The organism is Rhodococcus sp. NPDC004095 (assembly GCF_053604015.1).
This window is the reverse complement of the sequence record NZ_JBSGGS010000001.1, coordinates 286,919-311,175: the sequence shown is the minus strand read 5'-3', so window position 1 is coordinate 311,175 and position 24,257 is coordinate 286,919. Positions and strand designations below refer to the sequence as shown.

23 protein-coding genes are annotated in these 24,257 nt (G+C 67.8%); 9 read left to right on the top strand and 14 right to left on the bottom strand.

The genetic code is table 11. The features are described from left to right. The first annotated feature begins 19 nt into the window (after positions 1 to 19). Positions 20 to 499: a pyridoxamine 5'-phosphate oxidase family protein gene (locus tag ACWEPG_RS01405; protein ID WP_452593706.1), complete on the top strand. Its 480-nt coding sequence runs from the start codon at positions 20 to 22 to the stop codon at positions 497 to 499. A gap of 240 nt (positions 500 to 739) precedes the next feature. Next, positions 740 to 2,176: an FAD-dependent oxidoreductase gene (locus tag ACWEPG_RS01400; protein ID WP_452593705.1), complete on the top strand. Its 1,437-nt coding sequence runs from the start codon at positions 740 to 742 to the stop codon at positions 2,174 to 2,176. A gap of 70 nt (positions 2,177 to 2,246) precedes the next feature. Here ACWEPG_RS01400 and ACWEPG_RS01395 read toward each other — a convergent pair whose 3' ends face one another. From ACWEPG_RS01395 to ACWEPG_RS01365, 7 genes are all read right to left on the bottom strand, one after another. After that, positions 2,247 to 4,472, bottom strand: coding sequence for an arylsulfatase (locus ACWEPG_RS01395; RefSeq protein WP_452593704.1), 2,226 nt, complete (start codon positions 4,470 to 4,472; stop codon positions 2,247 to 2,249). 44 nt (positions 4,473 to 4,516) lie between these two features. Next, a complete protein-coding gene (locus ACWEPG_RS01390) occupies positions 4,517 to 6,175 on the bottom strand; it encodes a dipeptide ABC transporter ATP-binding protein (RefSeq protein ID WP_452593703.1) in 1,659 nt (552 codons plus the stop codon). 29 nt (positions 6,176 to 6,204) lie between these two features. Beyond that, positions 6,205 to 7,074: an ABC transporter permease gene (locus tag ACWEPG_RS01385; RefSeq protein WP_452593702.1), complete on the bottom strand. Its 870-nt coding sequence runs from the start codon at positions 7,072 to 7,074 to the stop codon at positions 6,205 to 6,207. Continuing rightward, complete coding sequence (locus ACWEPG_RS01380; protein ID WP_452593701.1) at positions 7,071 to 8,030, bottom strand: ABC transporter permease; 960 nt, start codon at positions 8,028 to 8,030, stop codon at positions 7,071 to 7,073. Before ACWEPG_RS01380 ends, ACWEPG_RS01385 begins: the two co-directional genes overlap by 4 nt. Before the next feature lie 7 nt (positions 8,031 to 8,037). Continuing rightward, positions 8,038 to 9,612, bottom strand: a complete 1,575-nt coding sequence (locus ACWEPG_RS01375; protein WP_452593700.1) for an ABC transporter substrate-binding protein — start codon at positions 9,610 to 9,612, stop codon at positions 8,038 to 8,040. A gap of 80 nt (positions 9,613 to 9,692) precedes the next feature. Beyond that, positions 9,693 to 10,658 (bottom strand): TauD/TfdA dioxygenase family protein, encoded by a 966-nt coding sequence (locus ACWEPG_RS01370; RefSeq protein ID WP_452593699.1) that lies wholly within the window; start codon positions 10,656 to 10,658, stop codon positions 9,693 to 9,695. 44 nt (positions 10,659 to 10,702) lie between these two features. After that, the gene (locus tag ACWEPG_RS01365) at positions 10,703 to 11,509 is read right to left on the bottom strand and encodes a TauD/TfdA dioxygenase family protein (RefSeq protein WP_452593698.1); all 807 of its coding nucleotides are present in this window, start codon (positions 11,507 to 11,509) and stop codon (positions 10,703 to 10,705) included. 198 nt (positions 11,510 to 11,707) lie between these two features. On the opposite strand from ACWEPG_RS01365, the gene ACWEPG_RS01360 reads away from it, so the two are divergent. After that, complete coding sequence (locus ACWEPG_RS01360; RefSeq protein WP_452593697.1) at positions 11,708 to 12,370, top strand: TetR/AcrR family transcriptional regulator; 663 nt, start codon at positions 11,708 to 11,710, stop codon at positions 12,368 to 12,370. 79 nt (positions 12,371 to 12,449) lie between these two features. Here the strand turns inward: ACWEPG_RS01360 and ACWEPG_RS01355 are convergent, their stop codons facing one another. Continuing rightward, positions 12,450 to 13,106 (bottom strand): TetR/AcrR family transcriptional regulator, encoded by a 657-nt coding sequence (locus tag ACWEPG_RS01355; RefSeq protein ID WP_452593869.1) that lies wholly within the window; start codon positions 13,104 to 13,106, stop codon positions 12,450 to 12,452. A 162-nt stretch (positions 13,107 to 13,268) separates the two neighbouring features. On the opposite strand from ACWEPG_RS01355, the gene ACWEPG_RS01350 reads away from it, so the two are divergent. The 3 genes from ACWEPG_RS01350 to ACWEPG_RS01340 all read left to right on the top strand — a co-directional run bounded on the left by ACWEPG_RS01350 (position 13,269) and on the right by ACWEPG_RS01340 (position 15,925). Then, positions 13,269 to 13,529 (top strand): hypothetical protein, encoded by a 261-nt coding sequence (locus ACWEPG_RS01350; protein WP_452593696.1) that lies wholly within the window; start codon positions 13,269 to 13,271, stop codon positions 13,527 to 13,529. A gap of 139 nt (positions 13,530 to 13,668) precedes the next feature. Continuing rightward, positions 13,669 to 14,184 carry a hypothetical protein gene (locus ACWEPG_RS01345; protein WP_452593695.1) on the top strand — a complete coding sequence of 172 codons (516 nt, stop codon included), beginning with the start codon at positions 13,669 to 13,671 and terminating at the stop codon, positions 14,182 to 14,184. Between the two features lie 358 nt (positions 14,185 to 14,542). Then, positions 14,543 to 15,925 carry an ABC transporter substrate-binding protein gene (locus tag ACWEPG_RS01340; protein ID WP_452593694.1) on the top strand — a complete coding sequence of 461 codons (1,383 nt, stop codon included), beginning with the start codon at positions 14,543 to 14,545 and terminating at the stop codon, positions 15,923 to 15,925. A gap of 225 nt (positions 15,926 to 16,150) precedes the next feature. Here ACWEPG_RS01340 and ACWEPG_RS01335 read toward each other — a convergent pair whose 3' ends face one another. Together ACWEPG_RS01335 and ACWEPG_RS01330 are read right to left on the bottom strand one after the other, a co-directional pair. Further along, positions 16,151 to 16,771, bottom strand: coding sequence for a twin-arginine translocation pathway signal (locus ACWEPG_RS01335; RefSeq protein WP_452593868.1), 621 nt, complete (start codon positions 16,769 to 16,771; stop codon positions 16,151 to 16,153). Beyond that, on the bottom strand, positions 16,771 to 17,622 hold the full coding sequence (locus ACWEPG_RS01330) for a hypothetical protein (RefSeq protein ID WP_452593693.1): 852 nt from the start codon (positions 17,620 to 17,622) through the stop codon (positions 16,771 to 16,773). The genes ACWEPG_RS01335 and ACWEPG_RS01330 overlap by 1 nt, the downstream gene beginning before the upstream one ends. Before the next feature lie 251 nt (positions 17,623 to 17,873). Here ACWEPG_RS01330 and ACWEPG_RS01325 point away from each other — a divergent pair, with 251 nt between their 5' ends. Continuing rightward, positions 17,874 to 18,224, top strand: coding sequence for a hypothetical protein (locus ACWEPG_RS01325; RefSeq protein ID WP_452593692.1), 351 nt, complete (start codon positions 17,874 to 17,876; stop codon positions 18,222 to 18,224). A gap of 133 nt (positions 18,225 to 18,357) precedes the next feature. Here ACWEPG_RS01325 and ACWEPG_RS01320 read toward each other — a convergent pair whose 3' ends face one another. Further along, positions 18,358 to 20,001, bottom strand: coding sequence for a 4Fe-4S binding protein (locus ACWEPG_RS01320; protein WP_452593691.1), 1,644 nt, complete (start codon positions 19,999 to 20,001; stop codon positions 18,358 to 18,360). 672 nt (positions 20,002 to 20,673) lie between these two features. Here ACWEPG_RS01320 and ACWEPG_RS01315 point away from each other — a divergent pair. Continuing rightward, a complete protein-coding gene (locus tag ACWEPG_RS01315; RefSeq protein WP_450133509.1) occupies positions 20,674 to 21,114 on the top strand; it encodes a hypothetical protein in 441 nt (146 codons plus the stop codon). A 92-nt stretch (positions 21,115 to 21,206) separates the two neighbouring features. On the opposite strand, the gene ACWEPG_RS01310 is transcribed toward ACWEPG_RS01315, so the two are convergent. Next, positions 21,207 to 21,482 (bottom strand): ferredoxin, encoded by a 276-nt coding sequence (locus ACWEPG_RS01310; RefSeq protein ID WP_452593690.1) that lies wholly within the window; start codon positions 21,480 to 21,482, stop codon positions 21,207 to 21,209. Next, positions 21,479 to 22,801, bottom strand: coding sequence for an NADH-ubiquinone oxidoreductase-F iron-sulfur binding region domain-containing protein (locus ACWEPG_RS01305; RefSeq protein WP_452593689.1), 1,323 nt, complete (start codon positions 22,799 to 22,801; stop codon positions 21,479 to 21,481). The genes ACWEPG_RS01310 and ACWEPG_RS01305 overlap by 4 nt, the downstream gene beginning before the upstream one ends. Positions 22,802 to 22,874: 73 nt before the next feature. On the opposite strand from ACWEPG_RS01305, the gene ACWEPG_RS01300 reads away from it, so the two are divergent. Further along, on the top strand, positions 22,875 to 23,348 hold the full coding sequence (locus ACWEPG_RS01300) for a hypothetical protein (RefSeq protein ID WP_450133506.1): 474 nt from the start codon (positions 22,875 to 22,877) through the stop codon (positions 23,346 to 23,348). A gap of 38 nt (positions 23,349 to 23,386) precedes the next feature. Here ACWEPG_RS01300 and ACWEPG_RS01295 read toward each other — a convergent pair whose 3' ends face one another. Next, positions 23,387 to 24,256, bottom strand: a complete 870-nt coding sequence (locus tag ACWEPG_RS01295; RefSeq protein ID WP_452593688.1) for an alpha/beta fold hydrolase — start codon at positions 24,254 to 24,256, stop codon at positions 23,387 to 23,389. Position 24,257 lies beyond the last annotated feature (1 nt).

The window sequence follows — 24,257 nt, the reverse complement described above, 5'->3', positions numbered from 1 at the left end:
CGATCGAGAGGAGCCTGCGATGCCGGGTGCCCTGGGGACACAGCGTCGTGGTCGGGCCATCGCCATGACCGCGGCCGAGATCGACGACTTCCTGGCCGAGGAGCGGACCTGCCGGGTCGCCTCGGTCGACGGCGACGGACAGCCCCACGTGACGCCGTTGTGGTTCGTGTGGGACGGGACGCACCTGTGGCTCAACTCGCTGGTGCGCAGCCGGCGCTGGACCGACCTGAGCCGCGACCCGCGGGTCTCCGTCGTCGTCGACGGCGGCGAGGGGTACGGCGAGCTCCGCGGCGTGGAGATCGTGGGCACCGTGGATGTCGTCGGTGAGACCCCACGTGGGACGGAACCGAACGTGGCACTCGCGGACCCGGAACGCCGGTATGCCCGCAAGTACCAGGGCAGGGACGAGTTCACCGCCGACGGCAGGCACGGCTGGCTGCGGGTGACGCCGCGACGGGTGGTCAGCTGGGACTTTCGCAAGATCCGGCGCGACCGGTAGCGCTCGGTCGATTCGGCCGAATGGCCCACCGGCGCAACGAACCCGCGGACAGCTGGCTGTCGACCCGCGTGCCGAGACCCCGGTCGAAGGTCCGGTCCGGCCTGGCCAGATCCCGGCGGCCCGTGTGGTGTCCCGTTGTGTGGGAGGCCTCTCGCTCCCCGCACGCCACTCCTCGACAATGACCTGCATCATAGCGAATCGTGGTTGAGATGCAGATCACATGGGCCGAGAGGGGTGAACGTGGGTAGTGCGGGTTTCGATGAGGAATTCGATGTGGTCGTCGTCGGATCGGGGGCGGCGGGTTCGGCTGCGGCTCTCGGTGCGCACCATTCGGGAGCGAGCGTTCTGATCGTCGAGAAGTGTGACGCGGACACCGCGGGCGGCAACACGCGAGTCTCCGGCGGCGGTTGGTGGGTGAACCGCGACCCGGAACGGGCGCGCACCTTCCTGAACTCGCTCAGTGCGCCCTTCCCGGTGGCCGACGACGTCGTCGCGGCGTGGGCCACCGAGACCGCCGAGAACTCGCGGTGGCTCGAGGAACTCGGCGCCGACGTCGCGCTGAGCCCCGACTATCACACGGAGCCGGAGTATCTCGAGCTGGACGGCAGCGACTGTTACGCGGGCATGGACACCGTCGGCGGCCGCATGGGCAATGTGCTGCTCTACGACTTCCTGCGCGGCGCGGTCGACGAGCGTGCCATCGAGACCCGATTCGGGACCGCGGCAGTCGAGCTGATCAGTGACGGCGGCGCCGTCGTCGGTGTCGAGGTCGAGGGCGCCGAGGGGCGGCGTCGGATCGGTGCGCGCGGCGGGGTGGTGTTGGCCACCGGCGGATTCCAGGCTGATCCCGCGATGGTTCGCGACTACCTGCGGGTCGAGGACCACGTGCTGTGGGGCTCACCCGCATCGACCGGCGACGGTCACCGCATGGCGCAGGCGGTCGGCGCCGACCTGTGGCACATGGGCAACATGATGACCATCACCGGTGTGCGCGGCGACGACGAGTTCGGCCACTACCTCGCGCTGTGGAACGCGCACAACTACCTGTGGGTGTCCGAGGACGGCCGCCGCTTCGTCGACGAGACGGCCGCCCCCAAGCACGGGCACATCCTCCGGAACGGCGCCTACGAACTGTTCCCGCTGCGTCCGTTCCGTCTGATCTTCGACGAGCAGATGCGCACAGCCGGCCCGCTGAGTCCCACTCCCGACGTCCTGCCGGTCGGATGGAACATGCTCATGAAGGGAACTCGGTGGAGTTCGGACAACAGCGAGGAGATCGAGAAGGGCTGGATCCGGCGTGCGGACTCGATCGCCGAGCTGGCCGAGCTCGCCGGACTTGACGCCGCGACGCTCGAGGCCACGATCGCGCAATACAACGCGGCCTGTGCGGCCGGCTCCGACGATCACTTCGGCCGCGACCCGCAGACCCTCGGGGCGGTGTCGCAGGCGCCCTTCTACGTCCTCGACGTCACCCCTCTGCTCGGGTGGAGCAACGGCGGACCGCGCCGCGACGGCCGGGCTCGCGTGGTCGACACCCGCGGCGTCGCCATCGACGGCCTGTACGCGGCGGGCGAGGTGAGCTCGACCTACAGCTGGACCAAGGATGGCGGATTCCACATCGCCGACGCCCTCGCGTTCGGTCGGGTGGCCGGACGCGACGCCGCGTCCCGGGCCTGACGAGTGCCGGTGGTTCGGCCACACGGGTGGAATCACCGGCACTCGGGCTGCGCATTGCCCCGACAGCGGACTACTCCACCTGCAGCGCGATGCGCAGATCCGCCTCGTCGAGCGGGGCGGGCCGGGGCGTCTCGACGGTGACCGTGTGCAGCGTTCCGGTCCACGGGAACGGAGGCCGGTAGCGGTCCGAGACCGGGAGTCCGCGGTCGTGGCCGAGGGTGATCGACGTGCCCCCGTGCTGCCAGGCGTGTGGCAGGGCGTGCGGGCTGTCGGTGGCAGCCACCGGCACGCCATCGAGGGCGTAGCCGATGCGCAGGCCGCCGTCCGGGCGCGGCTCCAGGTGCCAGGACAGTTCGTGACTGCCCGGTGGAAGCTGCTCGGGGGCGGTCACCGTGATCTCGCCGCCCGCCGAGGCCACGGTGAGCGAGGCGGTCCCGTCGATGACGTAGGCGGCGAACCCGCCGTTGTGGTCACCGAGCGCGAACAACACACCAGCGGAGCCGTTTTCGGGCACCTCCACAGATGCCCGCAGGGTGCCGCCGGCGTGTAGCCGGGGCAGCGCCTCGTCGGACACCGCGCCGCCCGCCGGGCGCAGAGTGACGGACGGACCCGGCGGATATGCGCGCGGCGTGACCCGGACGACGCGCGCGACCAGGTTGTCCGCGAGAGGCCGGACACCGTGCCGCTCGGCCTCGCGCTCCCACTGTGCCTCGAGATCGAGCACGACGTCGGGATGCTCGTCGGCGACGTCGTGGGCCTCGGAGAAGTCTTCGTCCGTCCGGAACAACGCCCAACGGTCCTCGGCGAAGTCGCGGCTGCCGGTCATCAGCAGCTCCTCGTCCAGGACCCCGGCGGACACGTGGTTGGTTGTGGCCTTCCAGCCGTCGGCGACGATGGAGCGGGATCCGAGCATCTCGAAGTACTGGCTGGACCGGGGCGCCGGGGCGGCCGGATCGGTGAATGTCGCCAGCAGACTCGCGCCATCCACCGGCTGCTGTGGCACGCCGCCCACGACCTCGGGTGCGGCCACCCCGCACGCCGCCAGCACAGTGGGGGCGATGTCGACCGCATGCGCGAACTGTGTCCGTACCAAACCGGATTCGGCGATGCCGCGCGGCCAATGCACGACCAGGGGAACACGGGTACCGCCGAGCCAGGTGTACCGCTTCCACAACTGGAACGGGGTGTTGCCGGCCCACGCCCAGCCCCACGCGTAGTGCGGGTACCCGTCGACCCCGCCCCAGTCGTCGAGCCGGTCCAGGTTGTCGGCGAGGTCGTCCCGGATGCGGTGGGTGAAACGGTGCTCGTTGTAGGTGCCCGCGACGCCGCCCTCGGCGCTCGCCCCGTTGTCCGACATCACCATGATCAGGGTGTTGTCGGTGACTCCGAGATCGTCGAGAGTGTCCAGGAGCCGGCCGATCTGGGCGTCGGTGTGGGTGAGGAATCCGGCGTACACCTCGTGCATGCGGGCGTAGAGGCGCCGCTCGTCGGCGGTGAGGTCGTCCCATGCAGGCACCCAGGACGGCCGCTCGGTCAGCGTCGTGCCCGCCGGGACCACACCCTCGGCGAGCTGCCGCTCGAAGACCTGCTCCCGCCACCGGTCCCAGCCGAGGTCGAACCGACCGGAATAGGCGTCGGCCCAGGACTTCTCGACGTGATGGGGGGCGTGCATGGCGCCCGGCGCGAAGTACAGGAAGAAGGGCTTGCCCGGTGCGGACTGCTGCTGGTTGACCACCATCCGGATCGCCTCGTCGGTGAGATCCTCGGTCAGGTGGTAGCCCTCGTCCGGCCCGGCAGGCGGATCGACGTAGGAGTTGTCGCGGACCAGTTCGGGCGCCCAGTGGTTCGCGTCGCCGCGCAGAAAGCCGTAGTAGCGCTCGAATCCGAGCCCGAGCGGCCAGCGGTCGTATGGTCCCGCGGCGGACCGCTCACCGGAGGGCAGCAGGTGCCACTTGCCGACCGCCATGGTGTTCCAGCCGGCGTCCCGGAGCACCCGCGGCAGCGCAGCGGCCGAGTCCGGGATCTTCCCGGTGTAGCCCGGGTCGTCGGTGGGGACGTCGCACAGGAATCCCATGCCGACGGAATGGTGGTTGCGCCCGGTGAGCAGTGCGGCGCGGGTCGGTGAGCAGAGCGCGGTCACGTGGAATCGGTTGTACCGCAGTCCGCCCTGAGCGAGACGGTCGATGTTCGGCGTGGCGATGTCGGAGCCGAAGCAACCGAACTGCCCGAAGCCGAGATCGTCGAACAGGATCACGACGACGTTGGGGGCGCCGTCGGGTGCCTTCGTGGTGGTCATCGACGGAGGGGGTCCTTTCACGAGACCGGAGGAGGGGTGGGCGGTCACACCGCGAGGGGGCGACGGTCCTCGGTGCGGCCGGATCGCCGGGCCGGGTCGGGGACCGGCACCGCGTCGACCAGCGCGCGGGTGTACGGATCACGCGGGGCGGCGAAGACGGATTCGACCGAGCCTGACTCGACCACGGCCCCGGCGCGCAGCACCGCCACCTGATCCGCGACCTGGTGCACGACCGCGAGGTCGTGGCTGATGAACAGGCACGCGAAGCCGAGGTCGCGCTGGATCTCGGCGAACAGTTCGAGGACCTCGGCCTGGACGGAGACGTCGAGCGCACTCGTGGGCTCGTCCGCGACCAGCAGACGCGGACGCAGGGCCAGAGCCCGCGCAAGGGCAACCCGCTGGCGCTGACCTCCCGAGAGCTGGTGCGGCAGGCGGCCGGCGAACGCTGCGGGCAGCCGGACGGAGTCGAGCAGGTCGAGTACCCGGCGGCGGCGCTCGGCGGGGGAGCCGACTCTGTGCACGTCGAGCGGTTCGCGGATGCTCGCCGCGATCGACAGTCGGGGATCGAGCGAGGTCGCGGGGTCCTGCTGTACGACCGCCACGTCGCGGCGGAGTTCACGCAGCCGGCGGGAACCCACCGTGGCCAGATCCTGGCCCTCGACCAGCACCCGGCCGTCGGTGGGCGACACCAGACCGGCGGCCACCCGGCCCAGGGTGGTCTTGCCGGAGCCGGACTCGCCGACGAGCCCGAGCACCTCGCGTCGCCGGACGGTCAGACCGACCGAATCCACCGCAGGGAAGGCGGAATTGCCGCGGGTTGCGGGAAAGGTGACCGATACCCGGTCGAACTCGAGCACCACGTCCCCGGCGGGGACGGACCCACCGGCCGGCCCCGCGGCCGCCGCAACGACCGGTGACGAGTTCTCGGGCAGCCGCGGTACCGCCGCGAGCAGCGCCCGGGTGTACGGATGGGTCGGGGAGTCGAACAGGGAATGCGTGCTGTCGGCTTCGACGACATCGCCGCCGCGCAACACCACGACGCGGTCGGCGTGCTGTGCGACCACGCCCATGTTGTGGGTGATGAGCAGGACACCCATCCCGGTGCGTGCACGCACCCGGTCGAGCAGGGCGAGGATCTCCGCCTGCACGGTCACGTCGAGCGCGGTCGTCGGTTCGTCGGCGATCAGCAGGTCGGGATCGCCGGCCAGCGCCAGCGCGATCGCGACGCGCTGCTTCTGCCCGCCGGAGAGTTGGTGCGGGAAGTAGTCCACCCGGCGCCCCGGGTCCGGGATCTCGACCTGCTCGAGCAGATCGATCGCCGCGGCCCGCGCGTCGGCTCTGGAGATCGTGCGGTGCGCGCGGATCGCCTCGCGCAGTTGCCATCCGATCCGGCGGACCGGGTTCAGGGCGCTCTGCGGTTCCTGGAAGATCAGCGCCACCTTGGTGCCGCGCACCCGATTGAGTTCCACCTCGCTCGCGCCGAGGAGTTCGGTGCCGTCGAGCAGGATGGAGCCGCCCGCGGTCGCGGTCTCGGGTAGCAGGCCGAGGACGGCTCGGGCCGTCATCGACTTGCCGGAGCCGGATTCGCCGACCAGGGCGACGATTTCGCCGCGCTCGACTTCGAGGGAGATGTCCTTGACGGCGGGCCGAGCGCCGCCGAAGTCGATGTTCAGGCCACGGACGGTGAGCAGGGCTGTGGTCACGGGAAGGTCCTTGCCTTTCAGTGGAGGGATCACCGCTGGCGCGACCGGGCGGCCAGTGCTTGCGAGATCAGGAGCAGACCGAGAACGAGGACCAGAACCACGGCCAGCGGCCCGACGACGAAGGCAGGCGAGTGGTAGGCGTTCTGCGTGCCCTCTTTGATCAGCGATCCCAGGGAGGGGGTCGGCGGGGTGACACCGAGGCCGAGGAAGCTCATCGCGCCTTCGATGAACACGCCCACCGACATCGCGAGTGCCAGCTGGACGGTCAACGGCTCCAGGCAGTTCGGCAGCACGTGCCGGCGCAGGATCCAGTTCTCGTCGGCGCCGATCGTCCGGGCCGCCTCCACGTAGGGGGCCTGCCTGACCGTGAGCACGGAGGTGCGGGTGAGCCGGCCGAACACCGGGACCTCTGCGAGCACGATCACGGCCGCGATCGTCCACACCCCGGGGCCGATCACCATCGTCAGCGCGATCGCCAGGATGATCGTCGGAAACGCCAGGATCAGGTCGAAGGAACGCTGCATCGCGGTGTCGAGCCAGCCGAAGCGGGTCGCGGCGAGGCCGAGCAGGGATCCGATCGCCGCGCCGACCGGCACCGCGAGGAAGATCACCAGCAGATCGATGCGGATGCCGTACAGGGTGCGGGAGAGCACGTCGCGTCCGACGGAATCGGTGCCGAGCAGATGCTCGCCGCTGGGTCCCTGGAGGCTGGCGCCGGGAATCTGCTGGTCCGGTGCGTAAGGCGCGAGCAACGGGGCGAGCAGGCCGGCGAGGACGACGACGCCGACGAGGATCACGCCGACCAGGCCGCGTCCACTGCGCAGGGCCGCCCACCGGCTGTCGCGATCGGCGTCGGTCGAGTCGTCCTCGACGCGGGAGATGTCGGTGACTGCGCTCATGCCCGACCTCCCAGCCGGATTCGCGGATCGAGCCACGCGTTGACGAGGTCGGTGACCAGCTGGATGACGACGAACAGGGCGACGGAGAACAGCAGCATCACCTGGACCACCGGGTAGTCACGGCTGGAGATCGCGCGTTCGATCAGCTGTCCGAGACCGGGCCAGGCGAAGATTGCCTCGACGAGGACTGCGCCGCCGAGCAGGTGGCCGATCTGGATGCCCAGCACCGTGATCGTCGCGGGCAACGCGTTCGGCAGCGCCTGAGTGAGGACGATGCGGCGCCGCGAGATACCCAGCGCCCGTGCGGTCGTCACGTACGGCTCGGCGAGCTGGCTGCGCAGACCCTCGCTGAGGAACCGGGTGAGCGCGGCCGCGATCGGCAGCGCCAGGCAGACCGCGGGCAGCACCAGGTACTGCACCGAGATGCCCGGGTCGTCGAGGAAACCCTTGCGAGGGATGCCGCCGGCGGGCAGCACCGCCCACACGACACCGAAGAGCACCACGAGAATCGCGCCGGTGACGAAGTTCGGGATCGCGACCGCGACCGTGCCGAACGCGGTCACCGCCGAATTGAGCCACTTGCGGTCCACGATCACCGACACGGTGCTCAGGGTGAAGGCGATGCCGATGGCGAGCACCAGCGCCGACAGCGCGAGGACCAGGGTGTTGCCCAGCGCATCGAGCAGGAGGGTACCGATGTCGCCGCCGATGATGAGCGACTTGCCGAGGTCGAAGGAGAGTATCCCGCCGATCCACGAGAAGTACTGGGTGATCTGGGAGCCGTTCAGGCCCAGATCGTTTCGCAACGCGGCAAGGGCCTCGGGGGAAGCGTCCGGGCCGGCAAGCACGAGGGCCGGATCACCGGGCACCAGGCGGAGCAGGGTGAAGATCACCACCGATCCGACGGCGAGGACGATCAGCGCGGACGGTAGCCGCTGCAGGGTGTAGCGCACCATGTCCGGATCACCCGCCCAGATAGGCGTTGCTCAGGTCGAGTTCGGCCTTCTTGGACCACGCGACACCGTGGACGTCGGAGCCGGCCGCGAGCTGCGCCTCGCTGTTGTGCAGGCCGATCACGAAGGCGTTGTCGAGCAGTTCGGTGTTCAGCGTCCGGTAGGCGGCTTCCGCCTCGGCGCTGGTCGGATCGACGATCCTCCACGCCGTCTCGACCGCGCGCTGGTAGTCCGGGTCGACGAAGTTCGAGGTGTTCTTGTTCGCGTTGAACGGGTACGCGCTGGTCGGCAGCGTCACCGGGGTGTACTGGGCGTAGGTGTGGGCGGTGATCCACAGCCCGCCGTAGGTGCCGCCGATGAGGTTCTTGAGGGTCGTCGCCTGGTCCAGTGGCGTCAGCGTCGTCTGGATCCCCACCGCAGCGAGATCTGCCTGGATGATCTGCGCGGTCGCCTCGGATTCGGTGGATCCGGTGGTGTAGGAGATCGGAATGACCGGGACGGTCCCGATCTCGGCGACCAGAGCCTTCGCCCGTTCCGGATCCTTCGTGTAGGTCTTGTCGAGCTCGGCGTCGTACGCCGGGGAGTACTCGGGCCACGGCAGACTGCCGGTGGAACCGTGCCCCTGGTACACGTCGGTGAGGATCCGCTCGCGATCGATGGCATAGGCGATCGCCTTGCGCAGGCGGACATCGCTCAGCCCGGGTGCCGCCACATCCGCGCCGACGTACCAGGTGCGTTCGACACCGTGCTGGTCGATCACCTGGAAGTTCGGGTCCGAGGCGAGTTGGTCCGCGTCCCGCGGCGATGCCGTGAGCAGCAGGTCGAGCTGGCCCGAGCGCAGTTGCGAGACACGGGTCTGGGCGTCCGGGACGATGACGTACTCGACGCCGTCCAGGTGGGGTGCGCCGTCCCAGTATTGCTTGTTGGCCTCGAAGGTGATCGACGATCCGGGCTTCCACCCGGTGAAGCGGAACGCCCCGGTTCCGTTGTACGCCTTGCCGGTTTCGAAGTCGGCGATCGTGTTGCGGTCGATGATCGGCACGATGTCGAAAAGGTCGAGCAGGTTCGCGGCGGGCTGGGACAGGGTCAGCACGATGGCGTTCGGGTCGGTGGTGTCGTAGGCGCTGATCAGCGCGGCGGTGCGGGCGAGCTGTCCGGCGCGGCGCGGGTCGGCGTAGTTGCGGAGGCTGAACTCGACGTCCTGGGAGGTGAGCGGCCTGCCGTCGTGGAACGTCACGCCTTCGCGCAGTGCGAGCCGCACCGTCAGACCGTCGGGGGAGATTTCCCAGGACTTCGCCAGATCCGGCTGTGCGTCGAGGCCCTCGGCCGGGTAGCGGACCAGGGTGTCGTAGACCAGCCCGGTGACGGTGGCCTGCGCGAGCGCGCCCGCGTAGATCGTGGCCGGGATCAGGTCGCCGCCGTCGCCGATCCGGAGGACGCCGCCCTCGGTGACCTCGGCGCCGGCATCGGCCGCCGCCTGGTCGACCGCCGAGCTACATCCCGCGACGGCCAGTGCACCGGCGAGGGACATCGCGATCGCACCGAGCACGGGGCGACGCAGGCGGGAGGATGAGCGGCTGAACACGGGAGGGTTCCTTTCGAAGGGTGCGCCACCGGCCGCCACGAGGGGCGGGGCGGCCGGTGCCGCGGATCGGGTGGGGAGGGTCAGGCGTCGAAGCCGGGGAAGCGGTCGGGGGTGTCGACGACCGAGAAGTGCGAGGCGTCGCCTTCGATGATGCGGCTGGTCTCGCCGTCGACGGAGACCGGGACGTCGCCGGCCAGGGTCACCCGGTGCACACTGCGCTTGCCCTCGCCGAAGTCGGCGATGCCGTAGTGCTGGGTGGCGCGGTTGTCCCAGATCACCAGGTCGCCCGGGGTCCAGGCCCAGCGAAGGGTGTTCTCCAGCTTGATGATCCGGTCCTGCAGCAGCTGGTACAGCGCGGCCGACTCGTTGGTCTTGAGGCCGACGAAGTTCTTCACGAAGTGGCCGACCAGCAGTGCCTTCTCACCGGTCTCGGGGTGCACGCGCACGACCGGGTGCTCGGTCTCGAACTTCAGGCGGGTGAAGTTCTGCATCGTCTCGTGGCGGTTGACCGCAATGCCCTTGCGATCGGCGTGCACGCCGGCGTAGTCGTACTCGTTCGAGTGCACCGCCCACAGGTTGTCGACGAGGGCCTTGAGCGGAGCGGGAAGCTGCTCGTAGGCGGCGGTGGTCGAGGCCCAGGTGGTGGCGCCGCCGTAGGGCGGGATGTCGACGGCCCGCAGGATCGATGCCTTCGGGATCCGGTCGATGAAGCTGACATCGGTGTGCCAGCTGTTGGCGGCGCCCTCGATGACGAGCGTGCGGTTGTCCTCGGAGGTCAGCGTCGGGTGGGTGGTGGTCTGCGACCCGAGGGTGCCGGCGAACTGGTACTGGATGTCGTCGGTGACGTGGTGCTGGCCGCGGAAGACGACGACCTTGTTCGCGGCGAGGGCGTAGCGGATCGCGAAGGCGGTCTCGGCGGGGATGTCCCCGGAGACGTGCACGCCCTCGATCAGGGCGCCGATGTTCTCGCCGAGCTTGGTGACGGTGATGCCCCCGGCCGCGTAGATGTCGGCTGCGGTGGTGGGACGAATCTCGGTGGTGGTCACGGGTTCTCCTGTGTGCGAGCGGGAATGGGAGTGGACGGGCCGATTCAGCGCGCCGGGACGGGCGCTTCGGGGGCGACCTCGATGCGATGGATGCGGCGCGGCGCGTCGCCGTAGTCGTAGATCGCGTTGTGCTGCACGAAATGGTTGTCCCAGATCGCGATGTCCCCGACGCTCCAGCGGCGCCGGACGGTGAACTCGGGCCGGATCGACACCGACTTGAGCAGACCGAGCAGCGCGCTGCTCTCGTCGTCGGAGAGTTCGTTGATCCGTGCGGTGAACAGGTCGTTGACGAACAACGCCTCGCGGCCGGTTTCGGGATGGCGGATCACCAGGGGGTGGGATGCCTCGGGCACTCCCGGTTGCGGGGCGATCCGGTGCGTGGCGGTCAGCCCGTACAGCGCCTCCCGGATCGGAGCGGACAGCGTGTCCAGTGCGGCGTATTGGTTCGACCACAGGGTGTCGCCGCCTGCCTCCGGCAGAACCTGCATGTGCAGGACGCTGAACCGAGAAGGGGCGGCGCGCCACGCGACGTCACAGTGCCAGCGATTGGCCTGGTAGGCACTGCCGTTGTCGGTGCTGATGACACTGATCTCGCGGTATCCCGCGTCGCCGAGATTCGCCAGGTGCTCGTGCGGGTACACGATCTCGCCGAAGTGTTGCGAGAAGGCCCGGTGGACGGCGGGATCGGTTCCCTGGCCGGGGAAGAACAGCACGTGGTGGGTGTAGAGGGCGTCCTTGACCGCCGCGATGTCGGCATCGCTCAGGTTGCCGACCTGCAGGCCGTGCACCTCGGCGCCGATCGCGCCGGCCAGCGGCACGATGGTCAGGGTGGGCAGTTCGAGCGTCGTCATCGTCGCGTCCTCGGGTCTCTCGGGCTGGACTGGATGACGCAAAAGTAATCAACGGCCATTAATTTGCGAACGCATCCGATCCGGATGCGAAGAACCGTTTACAAGTCGTCGGATCTGCGGTAATGCGCTGGAACGGAGGGTTTTCGGACGGGTTGTTCGGGGAGGACGGGTTGCGGCGTTGCGATACGGTGGTCGCCCATGACCGCCAGACGTGGCCGCTACAGCGCGGGTGAGGAAACGCGGGTGCTGCTGGTCGAGACGGCCGAACGGCTGTTCGCGCAGCGCGGGTACGAGGGCGTCACCCTCGCCGAGATCCGCAGTACCGCAGGCCAGAACAATGCTTCCGTGATCAGCTACTACTTCGGCTCGAAGGAGAACCTGCTGCGCGCAGTCTTCGAGCACCGATTGCCGGCGATCGGTGCCGACCGGGATGCTCTCGTTCGCCGGATGAGTGCGGGTGCACGCCGGTTGACCCTGCGCGAGGCGCTGTGGGGATTCGTGCAGCCGCTGGCCGACAGCCTTCGGAAGGGCAACCACTACGTGGGTCTGCTCGACCGTTTGATCGAGACCGACTTGCTGGGCGACGCCTTCAAGTCTGCGGACCCCACCATGACCGCCAGCGGAATGGCGATCGACCGGGCACTGCAGGCAGCACTCGCCGACGTTCCGGAGGAGTTGCGCCGGCCGCGCATCTCGATGGTGTACGAGAGCGCGCTTCGGACGCTGGCCCGCTACGACCGGGCGGGTGGGGCGCCGAGCCGGGCCGAGTTGTCCACACTCGTCGACGCCTGGGAGGGCCTGCTCCGGGCGCCGCTGTCGGAGGAGACGCTCGCCACCCGTCGTGAGGACGCCGAGCGCTGAACCCCGCGTAACGTACCGGCACGCCGGAACATCCACGTTTCGAACTCGCCGAGCGCCCTCGGTCGTGAGAGCGTCGTTCTCACTTCTCGCCGGAGAAGCCCCTGGAACAGAAGTCCCACACCTCGTGGGCGTCGATGGGGTTGGCACCCTCGCTGTCCGTGGCGCCGCCGGTCTGGGCGATGAACATGGCGGTCTGCATCGTCATGGCCGCAGCCCGTCGCGGGTTGACGCCCGCGCGCAACCGACCCGCCGCGGCGACCGCCTCCATCAATTCCGTGAACAGTGTCAGCATTGCCGAGTGCGCGACCTTGACCTCGGCCGGGTGCGTGAGCAGCAACTGCGGAGCGAATTCGGTGAACAGCGGGCGATACGCGGTGGGGTCGGGGCGGCACAGGTCGAAAAGCAGCTCGACGGCGACCCGCAGCTGTTCAAACGGGTCCTTCTGACCGAATGCGGCGGCTCGGATCTGGTCGGCCGAACGATCCAGTGCGTCCTCGAACAGTGCGAGGAGTAGTTCGTGTTTGCCGTCGAACTGCAGGTAGAAGCTGCGTAGCGATTGCTTGGAGCGGTCGACGACTTCCTGCACCGTGAAATCGGTGCTTCCCTTCTCCGTGATGATCGCCTGGGCGGCATCGAGGAAGCGCTGCACGCGTTCCTCGGCGCGGAGCTTGGCCGGCCCGATGGACCGTTCGACCGCGCGCTGTTTCCAGGCGGGCTCTTCGCCGGGGCTGGTCATTGCCGAGCCGGCCCCGCTCCGCATGTGGAGAACATGCTTGCACTATAGCGGAGAACGTGCCGCTACCTGCCCGGCGGAGCAACCTCGCGAGATCGATCATATCAGCTGGCGAGAATGCTATTCTCCTCGAGTCGTGAATGCAGCTCCGAGAAGGAGATCCGGATGCACTTCGAACTCGACTCCGATCGGCGCCTCGGGCGGGGCGCCGTCCGCGACGTCACGGCCGATGAATGCCCACCCACGCTGAATCGGAATGTTGTCGACCGCGGCGCCGATCCCACCCCCTGTCTCGCGTCGATGATTCAGTTCGTTACTCTCACAACAGAATTCGTGAAGTCGAGGTTGGCTGGAATGGGCCCGGCAGTCCACGAGCTGGGCCGGGTGCCGTCGATGCGCCGCCGGACACGGTTGGTGATTACCTGAATACGTTGTAGGCGAATGGGACTCGATGGTCATGCGACCGATCTCCGGCGGTGCGAGTCGTTGGCCGGTTGCCGAGTCCGTGAAGGTTCGAACACACCAATGCGGACAGAACCCGTCCGTCCACAGGAAAGGATCCGCTATGCGCGAATGGACAACCCGTCGAGCCCTGGCTGTCTGCGCCCTGGTGGTCGTCGCGACTGCCGGTGTCGCAGGATGCAGCGACTCCGACGACAGCGCAGCAGACAGCGCTGCCACGGTGGCGACATCCGTGGCAGCGACCACTTCCGCGGCCGCCGAGGCGTCCGAGGCGACGACAAAGGCCATCACCGACACCTACGTCGCATTCTTCGACGGGACGAACACGCCGGCCGCACGTGCAGCGCTCGTGGAGAGCGGCGAGGCCTTCCTGGCCCCACTCGAGGGAATGGCGGCGAGCCCGAACGGTCAGACCTCCGCGACGGTCTCGTCGGTCACCATGACCGGCGCCGACACCGCGGATGTCAAGTACACGATCTACATGGGTGGTGCCCCGGTGCTTCCCGACCAGACCGGCCAGGCCGTGGAGGTCGACGGCCAGTGGAAGGTCGCTGCGACGACATTCTGTGCGCTCCTGGCGATCCAGGGCGGCGCGGAGGCCAATCCCGCTTGTCAGTAGGGTTGGAATGCGGTGATCGTCGGTGTCTGCACCGGATGCGTCCCGTGTGGACGCCGACGATCATCCGTTCGCAACATCCGCAGCCGTCTCAGCAGGTGAATGATCAACCGCGGGAATGGCTTCGGTGGTCGGAGTCACGACTGTCGACAGCGCGGGACCGCAGGCCGCTCCGTGCGGTGAGTGCCTGAATTGCGCTGTCGGCCGGATCAAAAGGGACACGTTGTGTCTCGCGGACAGAGAAGATGGCTCCCCGATACCCAGATCGACTCGGAGAGGCCCGGATCGGACCCTGGGCAGACGCGACAGCGGAGATCTTGCCAGTCCGACGGGCCGATGTAGCCCAGTGGAGGAGGATCACGTGAAACAGCAGCGATTGCTTGTCGCTCTTGCGGCGGTGGCATTGCTCGTCGCGGGATGTAGCGGCCGCGGTGAGAGCGGTGGCAGTGGTGAGGAGGCGTCCGGGGAAGCGGTCACCTCGAGCTCGTCGGGGGACTTCGGTGATCTGACCGATGTCTGCCAACCCGGCAATGCGGACAGCGCAACCGCTCAGGGAGTCACCGCCGACGAGATCTCGGTCGGCGTCTTCACAGACATGGGGTTCAACAAGAATCACGAATTCGAGGACGCGGCAAAGGTCTTCACCTCCTGGTGCAACGACGCGGGCGGCATCAACGGACGCCCACTCGCCTACAAGATGCGGGACGCGAATCTGATGGAGGTCCGCCCGAGGATGGTCGAAGCCTGCCGCGAGGACTTCGCCCTCGTCGGTGGTGGTGCTGCGCTGGACGGGCTTGGAGTCAAGGATCGGCTGAACTGCATGCTGCCGAGCTTCCCCGCGCAGGTCACCCAGGTGCAGGCCGTGGGAGCGGACCTGGAGATCAGCGCGTCACCGAGCCGAACCCCCGGCTACGACCCGAACTTCGGGTTCCGCACCTGGGCACTGAAGGAGGCGTACCCCGCCTCGGCGGGAGCCGTCGGCCTCATCAACGGAGACTCACCCGTCACCAAGGTGCTCGGCGAAGGGGCCGCTGAGGCCCTTGTGGCCGCCGGCGCAACGATCGTCTACGACGACCTCTACCCGCTGGCGGGGGTCTCGGACTGGACGCCCTACGCCCAGGCCATGAAGGCCAAGGGTGTCAAGGGGCTCGTGTTCTTCGGCGACTTCCGGCAGCTCGCCAAGCTCGAGGACGTTCTCACCTCGATGAACTACAAGCTCGACTGGATCGACGCGAACAACAACTCGTACAACCCGGCGTTCCTCGAACTCCTGGGCCCGTCCGCGGGATTCCAGAACAATCTCGTCGACCTCGGCGGCAGCGCGGCGATGAGCAGCATCGACGAGGTTCCCGCGGTCCAGCAGGTGGCGGACATGTTCGCCGAGTACGCACCGGATGCAACGATCACGTTCCCGGTGATGCGTGCCATGTCGGCGTGGTTGTTGTTCGCGAAGTCGGCCGCGAGTTGCGGAGACGATCTCACTCGCCAGTGCGTGTACAACGCGGCCCGCGAGCAGACAGCGTGGACGGGTGGAGGCCTGCACGCTGCGACCAACATCGCCAATCCGGTTCCGCCGCAGCCGTGCTTCAACATCGAGCAGGCGACACCCGATGGTTGGAAGCCGGCCGACTTCCATCCCGACACCGGGCCCTACCGATGCGACATTCCGCCTTACAAGTACCAGAAGGACTACGGGACGCCGATGACGCTTGCCGAGGTCGGCAAGAGCATGGACGACTTCTGATGACGGCGTAGCGGCAGCTCATCGGTGGGCAGGGCCGGTGTCGGTGGCGGTGGCCTCTCGTGCTGCTGTACCGGCATCGGCTTTCGCGCCCTGATCGAGCGGTTGATGTGGTCCGATCACCCTCGCCGGCGAGCCCGAGACGGGGCGGATCTCCCTGCGCTGGAACAACATCGCGGTGACCGATGCTCGCGTGATCCTGGCGTTCGGCAGGAGAGCGAAGAGGTGTCAGACCGGATCGAACGACGAGATGAGCCAGCTGTCGTTGTCCTTCGTGAGTGTCACCAACACGCTGCTCGCCGTGATCGTGGGATCGGGCTTTTCCGAGCTCATCGTGGTCTGATTGGTGAAGATCAGCACCTTCGCGGCGTCCTGATGGAGTTCGGAAACCGCCGACCGAACCACCTCGGCTGTCGTCTTCACCGACTTCTCGCGTGCGGCCGGTGCGACGATCTGTTCCGTGAACTGGGTGTAGTACGTCAGGAAGTCACCGGTCAGATACGACTTGGCAGAGGCGAAATCATGGTCGAGGGTATCGGGGGCATAGGACAGCAGCGCCGTTGCGCCGTCCACGGCGGCCTCACGCGCCGCCTGCCCCGCGGAGGCGTCGATACGGGTGTCCGGCCGATACTGGAAGACGTACAGGCCGGCCGCCGTCGCCGTCGAGGCGACGACGAGCAGCGCCAGCAATCCCGCGCCTGGTCTGATCCGGATACGGCGGGTCGCACGTGGGACCGCGCCCGCGGTCTGCTCGGGATCCGGGACTCCCAGAGTGTCCTCGCTCCGCGAGGCCGTCTGTCCGGCGGTGGCATGCTCGACCGTGTCGTCGGAAGGTATGCGGTCTGTGATCACGGTACGAACTCGACTTTCGACATCTTGAGTTGACCCTCGTCTCTCGTCACGGTGACGCTGAGTCGCCATGCGCGAGGTTCCTGTTCCGCACCTGCGGAATTGGTCACCTTGGACGATGCGGCAACGAGAACGACCGCGGAGTCCTCGGTCATCGACTCGACAGCGGCGGCGTTGACCCGGCCCTCGGTCGCGACGTTGGCCTTCTGGATCACGTCGGTGAAATCTCCTGCCCGGGCCTGGAAGTCGTCCCGGAATGCGCCAGTGGAGTTGTCGAGTACGCGTTGGACGTCTGCCTCGGCGTTGTCGGAATCCAGGGTGGTCAATGTGACGACACCCTGCCGTGCCGCTGCGGCGAACTCGGCCGCACGCTGCTGCTGGTCGGTGACATCGTGGTGATGCCACAACAGGTATCCGCTCGCCGCAAGCGCAGCGCCGGAGACGAGTGCGCAGAGCGCGTCCGGAACTGTCGCGGGCCGAGGCAGGCGCCGCCCGCCGGGGCGGAGCCGGGGTCCGTCCGATGGCGAGGGTCCGTCTCCATCGCAGTCCGGAACGTCCTCGTTCTCGGCCTTTCCGGCCGCGACCGACGCGGCCGTCGGGAGGTCCCGAGGGGCCGGGCCGTCCGTGGAGTCGAGTGAGCTCTCTCGCGCCCCCGTCGCGGGGCCGGCCTCCGCGGCCAGTGCCTGACGTCGCAATCGTGCGGAACGAGCACGCGCCTGTGCCGCAGCGGTTCTGGCCTCCGCGGCCTCGGCCTCGGCTTCCGCTTCGGCCACTTCCAGGGCCAATGACTCGGCGGTGCGAGCGGTTTCGTTCACGCTGGTCGGCGGCGGGCCGTCACGTCCCTCCCCCATGTCCACCTCCCGGTACCTGTGGCTGGTCCCCCCGGACGAGAACGAAGCTAGCACCATTGCCGGAGATCGGCATCGAAGTGTGATGAATGCGTTCGGTCATGGCGTCCAGATGCGGGGAATTTCCGTCTCGCAACGGAATTGCGGCATCCAGTTGTGGTTGGCGGGGTAGCGTGAAGGTGGCCAAGTCGCTGTCGGACGGCGACTGGCACGGACTTCGTGTACTCCTGTCGACGACCCGAGAAGGTGCGGACGTGACTGATTCGAAGATGCTGGTGTACTCCAATGCTGTCGATGGGCAGGAGGACGCCTTCAACGATTGGTACGACACGAAGCACATGTCCGATGTCCTGGCCGTCCCGGGCGTGGTGGCCGGACAGCGTTTCGAGGTCGTGCCGGCGGCGGTCCCCGGACGAGCCGCGTCCGATCCGCCGACACACCGGTATCTCGCGGTGTACGAGCTGAACGAGGACGCGGAGTCCGTTTTCAGAGCATTCCGGGAGCGCGCTGCCTCCGGAGAGATCCCGCTCAGCCCCTCGCTCGACCTGACCACCCTCTCGGTGTCGATATGGCGCGCTCACGGCGAGCGGCGAGTCGCCGACTGACTTCGGGCGCGGTCGGTCACCCAGGCTCGATTGGACAGCGGATCGGTGTCGAGCAGGGTGAACAGTTTCGGCGGCATTCCGGGAATCGGCATGCCGCTGAAACAGTTCCAGGTTGGCGGTCACGCTTGGTGCGCTAACCCCGGGCGGTGGCGAGCATCTCGTCGATCGAGACGAACTTGACCCGCGGGCGCTCCTCCACGGCGCCGCGCCGGCGTTCGGTGGCATCGATGGCGCGCCATCCGCGCCAATCGATCGGGTCCGCCCCACGCTCGATCATCACTCGGCGCAGCGACTCCCTGTCGCCGACGTCCCTGGCCAGCGCACCCTTGTCGAAGTCACCCAGCAGCTGGGCGACCGTCTCCTCTGCACAGCTGCGGTTGGTGCCGATCACACCCCGCGGCCCCCGTTTGATCCAGCCGGTGACGTACACGCCGGTCTCCGGGTGGCCCTCCTCGTCGATCACCCGTCCGAGATCGTTGGGGACGATTCCCCTGCTCGCGTCGAAGGGAATGCCGTCGACCGGTCTACCCAGGTAGCCGATCGACCGCAGGACGAGTGACGTGTCCAAGACGTCGGTCCCGTCGGCCGGATCGCCCGCAACGATCGCATCCGTGTCGTCGAGGTGGTTGCGAACCACCCGCAGCCCCTCGACGTGCTCGGAACCGACCACCTCGACCGGTGAGGACAGGAAGCGGAAGACGATCCGCTTGTTGCCCGGGCGCGGCGTGCGCTGGGCGTATTCACTCGCGACCTCCAGCTTCAGCGCGGTCTCCACGTCGTCCTCCTGCCGTGGCTCGAGGTCTCCGCCGTCGATGATCACGTCGATCTCGTCGAGGTTCCCCAGCGCGACGAACTCGCCGACGGAGAAGGCGCCTTCGCGAGGGCCGCGCCGACCGAGGACGACCACTTCCTCGATGTTGCTGTCCGCCAATGCGTTCAGAGCGTGCTCGGCGATGTCCGTCCTGGCGAGTTCGTCGGGACCCTTCAGGAGCACACGTGCGATGTCCAGCGCGACGTTGCCGTTGCCGACGATCACGACCCGTCGCGCTGACAGAGCGAAGTCGTGCCCCACGTGGTCGGGGTGGCCGTTGTACCAGCCGACGAAGTCGGCGGCGGCATGATGGCCAGGCAGCTGGTCACCCGGAATGCCCAGATCGCGGCTGGCCGGGGCACCGACGCCGTAGATGACTGCGTGGTGGTGGGCGAGCAGGTCTGCATGGGTGATCGTGGTGCCGACCTCGACGTTGAGGTGACCGGCGAATCGGCTGCTGGCGAAGGCGTCCTCGAAGATCGAGACCACGGACTTCGTTCGCTGATGGTCCGGTGCGACACCGGCCCGGATCAGGCCGAACGGCGTCGGCAGCCGCTCGAACATGTCGACCTCGACACCCCTGATCGTGAGGAGTTCGGAGGCTGCGTAACAGGCCGCCGGACCGGCCCCGACGATCGCCACCCGAAGCGAGCCGGGCTCCACCGGGGGACGCTGGCGCGGAGGCTCGATGATTCCGGGTTCGAGTGGATGCTTCCGGAAATAGGTGGCATTGATGTCCCGGAACCGCTCCTGCTCCTCCGGTAGGTCCCACTCGGACACGACCGCGTCGACCGGGCATTCGTCCGCGCAGGCCCCGCAGTCGATGCAGGTGTCGGGATCGATGAACAACATCTGTGTGTCGGCTGGTGTGTCACTCGCGTCCGCACTCGGTCGGATGCAGTCGACCGGGCACACAGCCACACAACTGGCGTCCTTGCAACAGTGCTGCGTGATGATGTACGCCACCGCGGAGCCTCCTCTGTAGACGTGGCTTGTCCGATCTCGACAGGGGAGTGCGTCGCGCTCGGCATCTGGAAATGTGTCGACCCTGAATCGGGGGCACAGGACACACGCGGCCCCGCTGGAGCGGTGGTTCGCGCGTGCTGCGTCCGCTGCTCTTCGCAGAAGTGTATTCGATTCTCCATCTGAAAGAAGAGTATTATCGCTGGTTACAGGCAGGTTGATCGTGTCGGATGAGAGCCTTGTCACATCTCCAAAACCAACCTACTGTGTGTTCACTAGGTTCGTGGGCGACATTGGGGGCTTCGTGGGCGCACCTTGGATATGTGACTCTCGTCAAGTGAGGATGCGAATGCCTCTTGCGAAGGGCGCCGTGCTCCTCGCGAGGAGTGCTGTCCGTCCGCGGTGGGTTGGAGAGGTCGTTTGGCGCCGTGTCCCCGTACCGGTGCTCGATTCTGTGTGTGCATGCACGTCGGTTGTGGACCATCGAGGGAATTCGGCCAGATCAGCCAGAAGGGATCCGCTATGACTGTTCGACGCTTCGCCACTGTTCACCGGCAGGACGACGTTCGGGTGGGTACCGACTCGACTGCCCGAACCGCCAAGCCTGCGACGCCCCACCAACTCGACCTCGTCGCCCCCAACGTCGCGGATGTGGTCCGACATGCCGGAGGTTGGGTGTTCGATCGGGTGGTTGCAGGGTGGAACGTCACGGTCCTTCTCGCGGAGGACTCCGACCCCAGGCCCCTGGAGATCTTGGGCGCAACGACGGCAGACCTGGAATCCACGTTGGCAGCCAATGGAAGTGGGCGACGCCCCACGACTGTTGCGGTCGCGGCGGCCCTGTACCGAACCGATGCCCGCGTACGTCAAGGTGTGCTCGACGCACTCGGGCATGGGCGGACCGAGGTGACGATGTGGGGTGAAGGGTGGCCTGCGGAACTTGACCGAGACGTCCGCCTCGTCCAGCACCGGTTGAGTATGGCCGCCCGCGCGTTCAAGGTGCAGGCTCTCGCTGCGGCGGCGATGTCGGTGTCGTCGGTCGATCCTGCCGAGACCTTCTGTACGGGGCAGATGTCGCGCCGTACGGTGGTGGCCGACCTCCTTCCTGCCGGCTGAGTAGGGCCGGCCCGCAGTGAATGTCCGCGCCCGAGTGCCTGCAGGTGGGCCGGGGCGGTCATTCGTGTGCGCGGGCGGTGGCCGACCCGCTCCTATCGATTGCCCGACGGGGCGTCGGGAGGCTGCGCTTCATGCCGGCCGGAGAACCGACCGGTAGTCGGCGCCGGGTACTCGCCGGTCATTTCGATGATCGCGTGCGCGGGGCAGTCGAGGAGCGCCCGCATGGCGGCGTCGTGGTCCTCGGGCGGCACCGATCCGTCACCGATCAGCGAGGCGTATCCCCAGTCGTCGAGCGAAAAGTACTGTGGTGCATGTCGGGCGCAGATCCCGAAGCCGTCGCACACGGTGCGGTCGAGGCGAATTCTCATTGGTGTCCCACCGTCTCCACCTCGAAGGGGCGGTCGGCGCTGAACACGCCGACTCGGCATACTTCGCAGTGATCGTCGAGGTGATCCGCGACCGCCTCGGGAAACTGATTCAACAAGCTCGCCGCGATGTTGGCTGCACCGTCGATCGTCGCGCAGGCGCCGCGTCCGCGTAGGACCACGGACCACCGTTCGAGGCGGACGAGGTCCGCCGCGGACGCTGTGCCCTCGCGCAGAGCCCGTACGGCCGTGGCCATCGCGGCCGTCCCGTTGAAGCACGAGCCGCACTGGCCGGCGTTCTCCCGATCGAAGTAGCTCAACACCGAGGCGGCGACGGCGACGGGGCACTCGTCGGTGAGGAGCGATATCGCCCCACAGCCCAGTGCGCTGCCGAACTGCGCCAGTGTCTCGTGGTCCAGGGTTGCGTCGAGGACGTCGCGGTTGACCAATCCCGCGAAGTAGCCACCCATGAGTACGCCGCGGACCGCGTCGACCGCCAGCCCGTGTAGGGCGAGTAGCTCGGTGAAAGGCAGGCCGTGCGGAATCTCGTACAGCGCAGCCGGTTTACCTGCTCCCGTGACCGTCGCGAGGTATGTCCCCGGTGATGCGGCAGTGCCCTCCGCCCGGAACGCTCCGCCGCCGTGTCGGTGCACGAACGGAAGGTTCGCCAGCGTCTCGATGTTGCTGACGATCGTGGGTCTCCCCGCCACTCCCCGCTCGAAGGGGCGTGGCGGCTTGTCGGTCGGTTTGGCGGGTCCGCCGTCGATCGCGCGGACCGCCGCGGTCTCCTCGCCGGCCACGTACCCGGGCTCGACTGTCACGACGGTGATGCACAGCGAACCGCGGATCGAGTCGTCGAGCTCGTCCAGCGCCGTGTGGATGCTCCGAGCGGACTCGGGATCCGAGACGTAGACGTAGGCCTGGTCTGCGGCGACGATCCGAGCGGCAAGCCGGATCCCGTCCAGCACCAGGTGGGGGCGATTGCGCATCAGCCATTTGTCCTTCGCCGAGGCCGGTTCGCCCTCCTCTCCGTTCGCGACGACGACAGTGCCTCGGCCGTCGCGACCGGCGTCGTGAACCGACCGCAGTTTGACGCTCAGGGGGAACGCCGCTCCGCCGCGGCCACGCAGACCGCTGAGCTCGATCTGTTCGAGCAACGGCTCGGTCGCCGCAATCTCGCGATAGCCGCCCTGGTCGCGATACTCGGAGGAGGTCTCCGGGCGTGGCGGCACGGCGATGCCGGGAGCCCGCAGCAGCCGCGGCGTTCTGCCCGGAAGCACGGCGACGGCTATCTGCGTCGCCGGGTCAAAGGTCGTTGGCATTGCCGCCTCCTCTGGCCGAGATTTCGTTCCGCGAGGGGTATCGGTGACGACCCGCGCGGTTATGCTCGCCCGCATGAGAACTGCCGTGGTACGCGTCGGCGTCGATCCGGGAGACGAACTGACCCCCGGCCAACTTCGCGAGGGCACGGAAATCCTCCGAGCCCTCGCGCGCGATGCCGGTTCCGACCTGATCGATCACGACATCAGCGCACTGCCCGCAGGACGACGCGAGGTGCAGTTGCTGATCGCGGGCGACGAGCAGGAAGAGGTCGAGCGGGCCGCACTTCGACTGTGCGCCGACGCATTCGGTACGTGCCCGATCGTCGGGGTCGTCACCTACGTGAGCCGGGGAACAGACGACGACGCTCACGGTGTGCTGTCCGGATTCGGGCTCACCGCCCACATCGAGCGTGTGCTCGGCGCCGACGGACTCGATGTCGTGCACGTGCGTCTGGCTCGAGAGGACCTGGACCGGGTGCCCGAAAGTCGTGTCCACACCGCACTGGAGGCCGCGCTCAACTGCGAGGTCCGCATCCTGGCGACGTGAGTGCACGTTCGGCGCCGTTCCCGGCCGCGAGTGAGCGGTCATCGGCTTTCCAGGAAGTCCAGGATCGCGGGGGCGGCCAGAACCCACGTGTCGAACATGTTGGGTCGATCCACCTTTCCCGTCGACCGTTCTTCGAAGGCTCGTTCCCAGGCATCTTCGGGCCACGGCGGGTCGATGAGCGTGGAACCCTCGATGAGGCAACTGACCTCGAGTGATGTGCGCTTCGGATGGTCCAGATCCTTCGCGCCGCCCCGGATGATCAGGGTCGGAACCTGGATGCGGTCGAACATCTCGTCATCCACGCCGGGGATGGTCTGTCCGGGCCTGGGCACGTAGGAATTCAGCCACCGTAGGGACAACTTGATGAACTCGTCGCGATCAAGATCGAGTAGCCGTTGCTTGTTCGCCGGGTTCTTCTCGATGCGCTCTCGCCACTCGCGCATGTGCAGAAGTCCTTCCACACCCTTGCTTCGCACCACCTGCAGGCTCGGCAACACGTAGTAGGCGCCGAGGTTGAAGGTCCCGTACACGCCCCCGACGATGTTCCACAGGACCAGTCCGGTGACGAGTTCGGGATACAGCATCGCGGTCAGCATGGAATCACGGGCTCCGCCGGAACCTCCCGCGAGGATGCATGGACCGGCCCCGAGTGACGAAAGGAGGCCGCGAAGTGTCTCCGCTCGCATGTGCGACTCGGACACGCCATAGAACTGCACGTCCGAATCACCGCAATTGGGGCGGTCCCACAACAGAACCGAGTAACCGCCGTCGACCAACGCCTGAGCAAGCGGTCGCAGCCCGGGAACATCCATGCCGAACCTGCCGCCGGGCGTCAGCACCACGAGTTTGCCTGATGTACCGAGAATCTCGTAGACGACGTTCCCGCCGTTCACCTCCACTGAGGGCATG